Here is a 12,013-nt window from a genome sequence, read left to right as displayed (position 1 = left end):
GACCAGAACATAGCTTGGTGTCCAGCGGTACAACCCTCGCTGGTTGCGGCAGTTGCGGACGGGCGGACCCACGGACATGCAAAGGTCGCCCCGGACAGGTCAGCTCACGCTCAGCAACCCCGCGGGGAGGACCCATTGCATGTCCGTGGGCTCGCCGTGTGGTGATGACCAGCGGAACACGTGGCTGACGGCCTCTGACCGCGCCGGGCGAACATCCGACATTCGGCATGTCCGTGAAACAGGCCGCACCCGGCGTAGCCCTATCTGGGGGTGATGACGCGCCACCGGTTCACGCCACGGGAGGCAAGTCCGCCGTCCCAGGCAGGACTCATTTGCCTGTGCTCGTCTCGTTCTCGGCGAGTCGACCTGCGGGCTCGCCGAGCGATGCGGACATGATCGACTCCGCGGCCTTCCTTGTCCGGTCCTCGGCGGTCGGCCAGAGATGGGCGTACGTGTTGAGGGTCGTCGTGGCCTTCGAGTGACCGAGCGAGCGCTGGACGGTCACGACGTCGCACCCGGCGGCGATGAGGCCGGAGGCGTAGAAGTGCCGCAGGTCGTGGAGCTTGATGCCGGACAGTCCGGCGTCGTGCAGGGTCTTGCGCCACCAGTAGCTGACGGTGTTCTGGTGTGGTGGGTTGTCGCCGTCCCCGGCGAAGAGCCAACGATCGTTGCCGGTGGTGCCGTGGGCGGCGATGTGCTTGGCGAGGACTGTGACGAGGGTGTCGGCGAGGTAGACGACGCGCTCTGACCCGTACTTCGGCGCCCGCACGTCGATCGCCCCGCCGTTGACACGTTGCACCTGGCGGGAGACCTTGAGTGACTTGCGGAGGAAGTCGACGTCGCCGAGTTGGACGCCGGCGGCCTCGCCCAGCCGAAGGCCAGCGAACGCGCAGAGGGCGATGAATGGCTGGAACGGTTCGTCGGCCATGGCCATGAGCTGCCCCACGTCTTCGGGTGTGGGGATCGACATGGCGATGTCGGGGCGACGGCCGCGGGGGAGGCGTACTGCGTCGGTCGGGTCGGTTCCGATCACCCGATCCTTGACGGCGGCGCGGAACACCGACCTGACGTTGACGTACCGGGTCTTGATCGTGCCGGGGGCGAGGCCGGCGGCGTTCATCTGCTTGATCCAGGTCTCGACGTCCGAGCGCCGGACCTGTTTCATCGGCTTCCCGGAGAAGGGCACGGATCTGGCCGCCAGCGACATGGCGAGCACGGTGCCGGGTGCCCAGACCTGGCGGGCCGACCACTCGCCGAAGAACGCCGCGAACGTGATCCGGCCGGCCTGTGGATCCGCGTATGTTCCAGTGACGACGGCCGAGGTGACCGCGTCGAGCCACTGCTGGGCGTCGATCTTGCGGTCGAAGTGTCGCGAGTGCTCCTTCCCGGACTCGTCGCGATACCGCGCCCGCCACTTGCCGTTGGCTCGCTTGGCGATGTTTCCCGCCATGGTGATGCTCCTTCCGAGATCGCTCCATCGTCTCTCCGAGATCTGACGGCGGGGCAGTCTCAGCGGTGGTTCTGTGGACGGTTGGTCTGCTCGCTGAGCCAGAGGACGAGGTCCGCGCGCCAGTACCGGACGTGGCGGCCGAGCTTGAAGCTGCGCGGCCCGGATCCGAGGTGGCGCCAGTAGCGCAGGGTGCCCTCAGGCACCCGGAGGAAGGCGCAGGCCTCCTGGAGCGTGAGCATCTCGTCCCCGGCGTTCTGTGGACGAAGAGTGGGGTGGTGTTGTGCGGTCATCGTGGGCTCCTCGTGATCGGTGGCGGTGAGCGTCGGCTCACGCAGGTCATCATGGGAGGGGGTTGTACCCGGATTCGTCCCCAGGGCCGAGGTCGGACCGGTTGCGCGCGAACGCGTCGACCCACTGCTGCTTGGCGTCCTCGAGGGTCTCGGCGACCAGGTGCGCCGTGTTGCCGGCTCGGCCGCGGGTCATGGAGACGTACGCCGCGGCGCCGGTGGAGCCGGTCAGGGCGACGTGGGCGCGGCTGACGGTCTCGCCCTGGGCTCCGTGGACGGTCGTGGCGTAGGCGAGCTCGACGTGCTTGCGCGCGTACTCGGCGGGGACGATCTGGTCTCGGCCCCGATCGTGGAGGGTCACCGAGCCGTCGCCGCCCACTCCGGTCACGGTCCAGGTCTGTCGGTTCGCGACGCGGAGGTCGGGGTCGTTGCGGCGCGTCGCGACCCGGTCGCCGACCGTGAGTGTCTCGCCGCGGCTGGTGGTCACCGTCGGGCGGCCTCCGGAGAGGGGATCGAGGTCCGTGCGCTGCGCGCGGATGGCCGCGTTGAGGTCGGCGACCTGTTCGCGGGTGTCGGCCATGACGAGGTCGCCGGCCGCACCGAGGCGCGCGAGCGCCGCTGTGCGCTCGACGTCGGAGCGGTGCACGACGATCTGCCCGCGTGCGAGGAGGGCGTCGAACACCTCGTCGCTTCGGTAGCCCTCGCGCATCCGCAGGCTCAGGATGGCGTAGGCCTCGTCGGCGAATCGGCGCACGGTCTCGAGGGTCACGACCGCCGCCGGGTCCGCGTAGGCGACAGCGTGGTCGAGGACGCCGCCTCGGCCGACGGCCGGGAGCTGGTGGCGGTCCCCGATGAACGCGACCCGGGCGCCGGCTTCGTCTGCGAGGGTGAGGAGCGCCCGGGCGGTGTCCTGGTCGAGCATCCCGGCCTCGTCGACCACGAGCAGGTCCCCGGGTCGAAGGGCTGCGGACTCGCAGGGTCCGGGGTCGGACTGCCGGGACCAGTGCCCGTCGTCGTCCCAGCGCCACCCGTGTTGGTGGATCAGCCAGGCGGCAGAGTGTCCCTCGGCGCCGGTCTCACGCGCGGCGACGTCGGCGGCCTTCATCGTCGGGGTCACCACGACCAGTTGCCGACCGTGGTACGCCAGGTGCTGTCGGACCGAGCGCAGCACCGTGGTCTTGCCTGCTCCGGCGGCTCCCTCGACGACCACGAGGGGCGCGGTGCTCGTCAGCGCGCCGACCGCGTCGTGATGGACGGGCTCTTCCTGGTGCGGGTCGAGGCTGTCGGGACGTTGCAGATTGGTGGAGTGATCGGCGCGTCGGGCGATCCGGGCGATGAGGTGACCCTCGACGGCCAGGACCCCTGGCGAGGTGAGGGATCGGACGTGTTCGGGGACGTCGCGTCGGGTCAGCAGCGGGGTGCAGCGCGCGACGGCCCGGGCAGTGACGTCCTCCGCCAGCTCGATCCGGGCGGCAGCGTCCGCGACGAGCGCCGTCTGGGCGAGCAGGACCTCGGTCTTCCCGCGAATGTCAGCCGCGGTCCAGGCCGACCGCCTGGAGCCGAGCATCGAGACGACCAGGTCAGCGGCAGCGTCGCGGTCGATCCACCCCGGCAGCGTCCGCCGGAGGGGGACGGCGTGGGCCGGGTCTCGGTAGCCGACCTCGTGGAGCTCGCCGTTCCATCGGTCGGCGAGCTCGCGACCGTCCTTCGGCACGACCTTGTCGGGTCGTGCCTGCGCCCACGCCCGCCGGTCCCACACCTCACGCATCCGAGGACCCGGTTCTTGGTCGGGATGCCCGACTCGCCAGTCGGCCTCGAGCTTGTCCACGTTGCGGCGGATCTGCGCGGCCCTGGCACTGAAGGCGCCGACGTACGGCGCGAGCTCGCGGATCTCGCTCGTCTCGGGGTCGACAGTCAGCCCGTGCGCAGCCAGCACCGCCCGGAACTCCGGGTCGGTCGCGACGGCGGCGTGACCAATCCCGTTGATCGCCTCGATGCTGTCCCGGACGCCGACGGAGTGGATACCCCGCCAGGCGCCGGCCGCCCAGACGCGGGCGTTGATCTGCAGGTGGAGGTGGCGGTGCGGGTCGCCCGCGCGAGACGTGTAGTGGCGGATGACCGCGGCCTCGATGGACTCGACGGGAACCTGGACCTGGCGCCCGCGAGGGCCGACGCGGGTGGTCGCGTGCGCCGCGACCCAGCCGACGATCTCGGTGGCCGCCTTGTCCTGGGCTCGGTCCAGGGCGGCCGAGACCTCAGGATGCAGAGCGGCCGCCAGCGACCACGTCTTGGGGCCGTTGACGACCACCTCGACGAAGCGCAACGCGTTGTCGTCGGTTCGGATGTGGCCCTTGGGCGTCATCGTCTCTACGTCGATGCCGGCGACCCACTGCTCGTACATCTCGCCGGTCACGCAGCCCATGCTTCGCACGCCGCCGGGGGTGGCGACCAAGCGCGTCGCGACGCCGTTGCCTTCGGCGAGGTAGTAGTCGTCCGCCCGCGACCGGTCGCGCTCGACGTAGGCCCGCGCAGCTCTCGGTGCTCCGCGGTAGAACTTCACCCCTCCGTGCACCCGGATCACCGCCTCCACGATGTCCGTCGACAACCAACGGACCCCTAGAAATGCCGCGTGGACCGCCCGTTCACGGGCGGTCCACCTACGTCCTTCGTAGCATGCGTGCCGCTGTGAGTGAAGGTGGTAGGGACGGCAATTGCAGGATGCCGGTGAGGGATTTCTGGAACCGTGACGTGCCAACGGTTGTCGACGAGGCGATGGTGGGAAGGGTCGCGAAGAGCCAGCAGATCAGGAGCCGGCACTGGAGTCGTCGCACGCGGCATCCACGGCTTCGAACTCGGCGAGTGCGGCTCTTCCGGGTTGGCGAGTCGCTCGTTGACTGTCGATATGATGGAGGATAGCCTCAGTTATATGAGAACTGAGGCGCCCCTCCTCGCTCCGATCTTCCGGTCGGACGGTCAGGCACGTCTGCTGTCCACCGTGTTGCTCACCGGTGACGAGCTGAGTCTCACTGACCTGGCCGAGCGAGCGGGCCTTGCCTACCCGACCGCGCACCGTGAAGTCGCTCGCCTGATCGATGCCGGCATCCTGAGCGAGCGACACGTGGGGCGCACCAGGCTGATCCGCGCCAATGGCGAGAGCCCGCTGGTGGAGCCCTTGCGCGAGATCCTCACGATCGTGACCGGCCCGGTGGTGATCCTGGCCGAGGAGCTGGCCGGCATCGACGGGATCGAGGCCGCGTTCCTCTACGGCTCCTTCGCCGCTCGGCTGCTCGGTGATGCTGGACCGGCCCCGCACGACATCGACCTCATGGTGCTCGGTGCGCCCGACGTGGACGCGGTCTACGAGGCGTGCACCCGCGTCGAGGCCGCGGTGCACCGTCCCGTCAACCCGACGATCCTCACCCCCGAGGAGTTCGCAGCGTCATCCGGCTTCCTGGACAACGTGCGCAGCGGCTCGGCAGTCGCTGTGATCGGAGAGCTGCCGTGGCACTGACCCCGCTCACCCGCGTCCAGACGGCGACGGTCCTCGCCCTGGTCGAGGCGCGACGTCTCGACGCCGTGCCCGCAGACCTCGCCCGGGCGACCTCGTTCCTGCGGCAGGCCCAGGAGCGCCTGGATCAGCTGCCGCTGCTCACGAGCGTCACCGTCAGGTACGGCGTCGCCTACGACGCCTGCCACGACACCGGCGAGGCACTGCTGGCGGCGTACGGATTCAGGACGACAAACGGGCCAGGCCAGCACGAGGCGCTCGGCCGGTACCTGCGCGCGGTGCTCGACAAGCCTCCTGCAGAGAAAGCCGCTCGAGAGTTCGACCGCCTGCGACGCGCCCGCAACCAGGACCGCTACGAGGCGAAGCCGGTGGGGGTAGCGGCGACCGAGAAGGCCGAACAGGTCGCGCGGACGCTGTTCGACGCCGCCCTCACCAGAGGCATCTCGACCTGACCGGCGGTCCGCAAACAGTCCGCAAGAAGTCCCGCGGAGACCGTTCGTCGCCAACGGCGCCCGACGGCTGGATCAGCGCATAACCGCAGGTCAGACCGTGTTTGTCGGCCCTCACCGACGACGACCGACGATGGTCGAAAGCACCGGTTTTCGTTCCGGTTCAACGTATGAGCGATCAGGTCCCCCTCTGCCCCGAGTACGGCAGCGAGCACGCCTACCCGTTGGGTGCGCTGCTGGTCTGCCCGATGTGTGGCCACGAGTGGGCCCCCGATGACCCGGCTGGTGAATCGGACGGGGGCGCTGAAGGGGACGGGCCACGGGTCATCACCGACGCCGTCGGCAACGTGCTGGCCGACGGCGACACCGTCACCATCATCAAGGACCTGAAGGTGAAGGGCTCCTCACAGTCGGTCAAGGTCGGCACCAAGGTGCGCGGCATCCGGCTGGTCGACGGGGTCGGGGATCACGACATCGACTGCAAGATCGACGGCTTCGGGCCGATGCAGCTCAAGTCCAGCGTGGTCAAGAAGGCCTGACACCCTGGGTTGACGCTGGTCTCCGTTCCCGGCTACGCCTGACACCCCTGGCATTCAAGCATTTCTCATTGTTGACATTTGATGGAAGCATCCTAAAATGAGAAACATGCCAGCGTCCAGTCCGTACACGAGCCCCGAGCAGCAGGCCGATCTCGAGCGCCTGAGCGGCCGCCTGCGCGCACGCCGCAAGGCGCTCGGTGTCACGGCAGTCGCTTGTGCCGAGGCTGCAGGCGTGTCGCGTGTCACCCTGCACAGGATCGAGGCAGGAAGTCCCTCGGTCACGATCGGTGCCTACATCAACGTTGCAGCCGCGCTCGGGCTCCACCTCGTCGTCCCGATCCTCGACGCTGAAGGAGCAGGATCACCGACGATCACGGTCGGGGAGTACCCAGGCCTGCGCATGCTGGCGTGGCAGACCGATGCCGGCGTCACGATCACCGAGACGGAGGCACTCAACCTGTACGAACGAGGGTGGCGCCACCTCGACCAGGAAGCCCTGACCGATCACGAGAAGGCGTTCATCCAGCATCTCGCAGACACCTACAGCAACGGCAGGCTCCTTGTTTAGGCGGCACCACCACCAGGCGGTGGCCGAGGTGCTGTCGATGCTCGACGCACCGCTCCTGGCAGAGCACCACTGTTGGTTCGGGGGCGGCACCGCGATCGTCCTCGCAAACGGCGAGTTCCGCGAGTCGTTGGACATCGACTTCCTGGTCTCCGACCAGCAGTCGTACCGACAACTTCGCCAGATCGTCAGGGACCATGGTCTGGGCGGGCTCACCACGCGCGAACTCGTGCTGGGGAGGCCACCCACGGTTGACGGTTACGGCATCCGGTCGTCCGTCCTCGTCGCGGGGACTGCGATCAAGTTCGAGATCATCCATGAAGGCCGCATCGACCTCGACAATCCCTCCCCGGGAACTGAGATCTGCGGCGTGCGGACCCTCACGAGAACGGACCAGGTCGCAAGCAAATTGCTGGCGAATGACGACCGTTGGGCAGACACCTCGACGTTCAGCCGCGACCTCATCGACCTGGCCATGATGAAACCCGACGCCGTCGCGCTGAAGGCCGGCGCCCGGAAGGCGGTCGATGCCTACGGCACGTCGATCGGCACGAGCCTCGACAAGGCAGTCGCCCACCTGCGGGATCGCCCGCAACGTCTCGATGCATGCATCTGGGCACTCAAGATCGACGCCCCCCGCGCAACCGTCTGGCAGAGGATCCGCGACCTGTCCGCCCGATCCGCGAAGGTCGAAGGTTTGGGCCAAAACTGGCGCTAGCCGGCCATGGCGTTGGTGCCGTCCGACATCACCGCGGACATGAGCCCGAAAAGGTTGCCGTCGGGGTCGAACAGGTAGCCGCCACGGCCGACGCCCTCCATGTCCTCCAGCGGCGACGCCTCGCTCGCCCCCAGCGCCAGGGCGCGCGCGAAGACCTCGTCGACGCCGGTCTCGATCCCGACCACGATGTTGCACCCGTTGATGGGAGCCCCGGGCTCCGGTGCGGGGCCCTCTCTCTGAGTCAACCCGCCGTTGATGCCGTGGCCGGGGGTGTCGACCCCGGCAGCATCCTCGCCGGTGTCGATGATCCAGTACGGCACCTCCCCGAAGCGCGAGAACGTCCAACCGAAGAGCTCACCGTAGAAGTCGATGAGGACCTGCGGCTCGCTCGCGTGGATCTCGAAGTGGACGACGAGATGTGTCATGGCGCCTCCTCGGGCCGGGAGCGGCGATGCTCCGGGAGCGGCCACGCTACTCGCGGGGGCGGTCCGCGGCATCCTCGTAGGAGCGCGGGTCCTCGATCGGCTCCAGGTGGCAGACGACGTCGATGTCCGGGAACTCGGCATCCAGCGCGGTCGTGATGTCCTCGATGAGGTCGTGCCCGCGCTGCACCGACCAGGCACCCGGCACGAGCAGGTCGAACTGCATGAAGCGGCGGTGACCGGCCTCGCGGGTCATCAACCGGTGCCAGGTGACCTCGTCGGTGGTGAACCGGCCGAGAACCTCCCGGATCACGTCGTTGTCCTCCTTCGGAAGGGCGACGTCCATGAGACCCGCCGACGCGCTGCGGATCAGCCGCCACCCGGTGATGAGGATGTTCAGCCCGACAGCGAACGCCACGACCGGGTCGAGCCGCTCCCACCCGGTGACCGCGACGAGCAGCACCCCGACGACGACGCCGACCGAGGTCCACACGTCGGTCATGAGGTGCTTGCCGTCGGCCGTCAGGGTGATCGAGCGGTGCTTCGCCCCGGCCCGCAGCAGCACCATCGCGACGAGCCCGTTGACCACCGATGCCACGACCGACACCGCGAGCCCGATCCCGACGTTCTCGAGCGGTCGCGGGTTGAGGAACCGCTCGATCGACGTCACGAGGATCACCGCAGCCGCGATGAAGATCATCAGCCCCTCGAGGGCGGCGGAGAAGTACTCGGCCTTGCTGTGCCCGAAGTGGTGGTTCTTGTCGGCCGGCATGATCGCCACCCGCAGTGCCACGAGCGCCACGATGGCGGCGACGAGGTTGACGACCGACTCCGCGGCATCCGAGAGGAGCCCGACCGACCCGGTGATCTGCCAGGCGATGGTCTTCAGGGCGATGGTGAGCACGGCCGCCGCGATGGCCAACCACGCGAAGCGGGTGAGGTCGACGGGCTGGGTGCGTTCGCGGGGGCTCGGGTGCGTCACGCAGACATTGTGCTCCCGGCGGTCAGCGCCCGAAGACCCGTACGAGGGTGTCGATGATCTCCTCGACCTCCCACGCCATCGTCGCCGGCCCGACACCGAACTCGGTCCACGACCACCCGGGCACCTCGGATGCCGCCCACCGCGGCGTCAGCGCCACGCGCTCGTCCTCCATCGCCCGCAACCGCCGCTGCGTGCAGTCCTCGACGTCGCGCTCGACGTGGATGCGAAACGCGGTCGTGTGCGGCGGAGACGGACTGACCCGGATGCCGTGTGCCTGCAGTCCCGCGGCGATCGTCACCGCCCGCTCGTGATACTCCGCCATCCGCGGCAGCTCCTGCTCCAGGCCGCGCAGCGCCGCGACCGCGTACGGCAGCAGGGTGAACAGGGTGCCGCCCATCCGGGTGCGCCACCGTCTCGCCTCGGCGATCTCGTCGACGGGCCCGGCCAGCGCGGCCCCGGCCAGCCCGCCGAGGCCCTTGTAGAACGACACGTAGACGCTGTCGGCCAGGGCCGCGATCTGCGCGGGGGAGTGCTGCAACGCAGGTGCCGACTCCCAGATGCGTGCCCCGTCGAGGTGCAGCGGCACCCCCCGGTCGCGGCACGCCTGGCTGAAGGCGACGAGGTCGTCCCAGCGGGGCAGGAGGAACCCGGCATCGCGCAGGGGCAGCTCGAGCAACGCCGCACCCAGGCGCCCCGGGATCGCCGCGAGGTCATCGACACCGGGGACGCTCGGCCCGTCGGTGAGGTGTTCGAAACGGAACCCGTGGAGCAGCCGGGGGCCGTCGTCCTCGCTGCGCAGAAGGTGCGACAGCGCCGGGATCGCCACGCGTCGCGACCCCCGGGTGTCGCACCACACCCGCAGCATCGACTGCTGCGCCATGATCCCGCTGGGGAAGACAGCCACCGCCGGCTTGCCGAGCAGGTCCGCGAGGCGGGCCTCGAGTGCGGCCACCGGGCCGTGGTCGCCGTAGCGGTCCCACGCGCCGGCATCGGCCCCCACGCCTGACCCCGTCCCCGCGCCCAGGTCGGCGACCACGTCGGCGAGGTCACGCAGCTCGTCGGCGGGAGTGGGCGGCATCCGGCCGGTGAGCCAGCGGGTCACCCCCGCCTCGGCGGCGCGCGCACGATCAGAAGGTGACAGGGGCTGCGCGGGGTCGGTGGCCATGACGCCATCCTGCCCGGGCCCGGGGTGTGGCCAACACCTCGGGCGCAGACGGGTGCGCCCAGCCCCAGCGAGGAGGACGATGGGGTCATGGAGGACACCGACGTCACCACCGCCACCGCCCCGACCCCGGACAGCGCCCCCGCCGGCGCCGTTCTCGCCGCCCTCGACGGCTCCCCGGCCGACGGGCCGATCCTTGACTGGGCGGCTGACGAGGCCGCCCGTCTGGGCGCTCAGCTGCGGCTGGTCACGGCCGTCGACCCCGGCATCCAGCTCACGCCGTACGACGCCATCGTCACCGGCGCACCGAGCCTGTCCGAACAGCTCGAGGCCGACGCCCAGAGACTGCTCGAGGCAGCGGCCGAGCGTGTTCGTGCTCGCCACCCGGGGCTGCACGTCGCCACCTCGGCGCCGTGGGGACCCGCGGCCGCCTCGGTCGTGCGGATGGCCGAGGGCGCTCGCCTCGTCGTCGTCGGGGCCCCGGCCCGAGGCCTGCTGGAACGTATCCTGCTGGGGTCCGTGGCCCTGCCCGTCGTCGCCCACGCCCCGTGCCCGGCTGCCGTCATCCCCGCCGACACGGAGGTCATGCCGCCGAGAGCCATCGTCGTCGGTGTTGACGGCAGCGAGCGCAGTGGCCGCGCCGTGGCACTCGCCGCGGAGATGGCCGCCGCCTCGGGCGCGGCGCTCACGGCCGTCATCGCATGGCACCTCGAGGTCGTCGACGGCGTGGTCGTCACCGAGCCCGGGACGCCGCGGTGGGATGCCGTGGAGCAGCGGTATGCGGCGCGCGCGCACCAGGTGGTCGACCCGGTCGCTGCGAGGCACCCCGGCGTGACGATGGACGTGCGCGTCGTGCACGGCACGGCGCCCGTGGCTCTGCACGACGTCGCCGACGAGCTCGACGCCGACCGGGTGGTGGTCGGCAGCCGTGGCGTCGGTGGGTTCCGGGGGCTGCTCCTCGGATCGGTGAGCCGCCGCGTCGTCGAGCAGGCCGGGCGCGTGGTCGTCGTCTCGCGCTGACCCCGTCAGGCGGGCTGCGCCTCGAAGGGCCAGCCGTCGACCATGCCCGGCTCGCGGCCCGGCTCGATGTAGTGCTCGTGTCCGAAGAACACGCTGAAGATCTCCGGCGGCATCGACAGCATCATCCCGACGTCGCTGGTCTGGCTCGCGTGCGCCTGGAGGGCCGCGCGGCGCTGGTCGAGCCGGTCGCTGACGTCGACCCGCCAGTGGATGGCCGATTCCGGCTCGCCGAGCGGGTTCCCGTCATCCATCGGTTGGTCCGGGTCGAAGATGTCGTCAGCGCCCGCGCCCGCGCCCGCGCCCGCGGCCCGCGCACCCTCGGCGAGGCGGCGCATCGCGTCACGGTTCATCGTCGACTCCAGCACCCGCGGCCGTCGTGCTGCCAGGGCCGCGGCGGCGTGCAGCACCTCGTGGACGCGGACGTGGTCCGGGTGGCCGTAGCCGCCGTGCCAGTCGTAGCCGACGACGATGTCGGCGTCCTCCTCGTCGAGGATGGCGGCGAACCGTGCGGCGGCCTCCTCGAGCGGGGCGGCGACGAAGGCGTCCTCGTGGGAGTTCTGCTCCCACCCGCTCATGCCCGAGTCGGCGTAGCCGAGCCACTCGACGCGGTGCAGCCCGATCGCCGCGGCGGATGCCGCTGCCTCGACCCGTCGGCGGTCGACCACGCCCTCGCCGGGGGCGAGGTCGGCCGGGACCTCGCCGTGGTCGCCGTTGGTCGCGAAGACGACGACGACGCGGCTGCCCTCGGCGACGGCGCGAGCCATCGAGCCGGAGGTCTGGGAGGCCTCGTCGTCGGGGTGGGCGTGGAGGAAGACGATGGTGTGCACCGGGACAGTGTGCACACCATCGCGAGCGCCTAGGCTCCATTCCATGCGCATCGCGGTCACCGGAGGATCCGGCAAGCTCGGTCG

At 70.2% G+C, this 12,013-nt stretch carries 13 protein-coding genes; 6 read left to right on the top strand and 7 right to left on the bottom strand.

Features of this window, described 5'->3' with window-relative positions; all coding sequences use genetic code 11:
* Positions 1-328: 328 nt before the first annotated feature.
* Genes PLL68_RS09010 through mobF form a run of 3 tightly spaced genes read right to left on the bottom strand, consistent with a single transcriptional unit; the run spans position 329 to position 4,342 of the window.
* Positions 329-1,450, bottom strand: coding sequence for a tyrosine-type recombinase/integrase (locus tag PLL68_RS09010; RefSeq protein WP_324533434.1), 1,122 nt, complete (start codon positions 1,448-1,450; stop codon positions 329-331).
* A 59-nt stretch (positions 1,451-1,509) separates the two neighbouring features.
* Positions 1,510-1,740, bottom strand: a complete 231-nt coding sequence (locus PLL68_RS09005) for a helix-turn-helix transcriptional regulator (RefSeq protein ID WP_048702058.1) — start codon at positions 1,738-1,740, stop codon at positions 1,510-1,512.
* Positions 1,741-1,789: 49 nt separating this feature from the next.
* Positions 1,790-4,342 carry a MobF family relaxase gene (gene mobF / locus PLL68_RS09000; protein ID WP_324533433.1) on the bottom strand — a complete coding sequence of 851 codons (2,553 nt, stop codon included), beginning with the start codon at positions 4,340-4,342 and terminating at the stop codon, positions 1,790-1,792.
* Between the two features lie 321 nt (positions 4,343-4,663).
* Here mobF and PLL68_RS08995 point away from each other — a divergent pair, with 321 nt between their 5' ends.
* The 5 genes from PLL68_RS08995 to PLL68_RS08975 all read left to right on the top strand — a co-directional run bounded on the left by PLL68_RS08995 (position 4,664) and on the right by PLL68_RS08975 (position 7,516).
* Entirely contained in the window at positions 4,664-5,248 is a 585-nt protein-coding gene (locus PLL68_RS08995; RefSeq protein WP_324533432.1) for a helix-turn-helix domain-containing protein, read from the top strand.
* Positions 5,239-5,697, top strand: a complete 459-nt coding sequence (locus tag PLL68_RS08990) for a hypothetical protein (protein ID WP_324533431.1) — start codon at positions 5,239-5,241, stop codon at positions 5,695-5,697. The genes PLL68_RS08995 and PLL68_RS08990 overlap by 10 nt, the downstream gene beginning before the upstream one ends.
* Positions 5,698-5,864: 167 nt before the next feature.
* Entirely contained in the window at positions 5,865-6,233 is a 369-nt protein-coding gene (locus PLL68_RS08985) for a zinc ribbon domain-containing protein YjdM (protein WP_324533430.1), read from the top strand.
* 106 nt (positions 6,234-6,339) lie between these two features.
* Positions 6,340-6,801, top strand: a complete 462-nt coding sequence (locus tag PLL68_RS08980) for a helix-turn-helix domain-containing protein (protein ID WP_324533429.1) — start codon at positions 6,340-6,342, stop codon at positions 6,799-6,801.
* Positions 6,802-6,820: 19 nt separating this feature from the next.
* Positions 6,821-7,516 carry a nucleotidyl transferase AbiEii/AbiGii toxin family protein gene (locus PLL68_RS08975; RefSeq protein WP_324533428.1) on the top strand — a complete coding sequence of 232 codons (696 nt, stop codon included), beginning with the start codon at positions 6,821-6,823 and terminating at the stop codon, positions 7,514-7,516.
* Here PLL68_RS08975 and PLL68_RS08970 read toward each other — a convergent pair.
* Genes PLL68_RS08970 through PLL68_RS08960 form a run of 3 tightly spaced genes read right to left on the bottom strand, consistent with a single transcriptional unit; the run spans position 7,513 to position 10,085 of the window.
* Positions 7,513-7,941, bottom strand: a complete 429-nt coding sequence (locus PLL68_RS08970; protein WP_324533427.1) for a VOC family protein — start codon at positions 7,939-7,941, stop codon at positions 7,513-7,515. The two genes, PLL68_RS08975 and PLL68_RS08970, sit on opposite strands and share 4 nt — an antisense overlap.
* A gap of 46 nt (positions 7,942-7,987) precedes the next feature.
* On the bottom strand, positions 7,988-8,920 hold the full coding sequence (locus PLL68_RS08965) for a cation diffusion facilitator family transporter (protein ID WP_324533426.1): 933 nt from the start codon (positions 8,918-8,920) through the stop codon (positions 7,988-7,990).
* A 22-nt stretch (positions 8,921-8,942) separates the two neighbouring features.
* Positions 8,943-10,085, bottom strand: a complete 1,143-nt coding sequence (locus PLL68_RS08960) for a threonine aldolase family protein (RefSeq protein ID WP_324533425.1) — start codon at positions 10,083-10,085, stop codon at positions 8,943-8,945.
* Between the two features lie 87 nt (positions 10,086-10,172).
* Here PLL68_RS08960 and PLL68_RS08955 point away from each other — a divergent pair, with 87 nt between their 5' ends.
* On the top strand, positions 10,173-11,102 hold the full coding sequence (locus tag PLL68_RS08955; RefSeq protein WP_324533424.1) for a universal stress protein: 930 nt from the start codon (positions 10,173-10,175) through the stop codon (positions 11,100-11,102).
* A 5-nt stretch (positions 11,103-11,107) separates the two neighbouring features.
* On the opposite strand, the gene PLL68_RS08950 is transcribed toward PLL68_RS08955, so the two are convergent.
* A complete protein-coding gene (locus PLL68_RS08950) occupies positions 11,108-11,929 on the bottom strand; it encodes a PIG-L family deacetylase (RefSeq protein WP_324533423.1) in 822 nt (273 codons plus the stop codon).
* Between the last annotated feature and the right edge of the window lie 84 nt (positions 11,930-12,013).

It is taken from the genome of Ornithinibacter sp. (assembly GCF_035443565.1).
Classification (GTDB): Bacteria; Actinomycetota; Actinomycetes; order Actinomycetales; family Dermatophilaceae; genus Fodinibacter.
The sequence above is the reverse complement of the archived record's forward strand: the minus strand, read 5'-3'. Positions and strand labels throughout refer to the sequence as shown.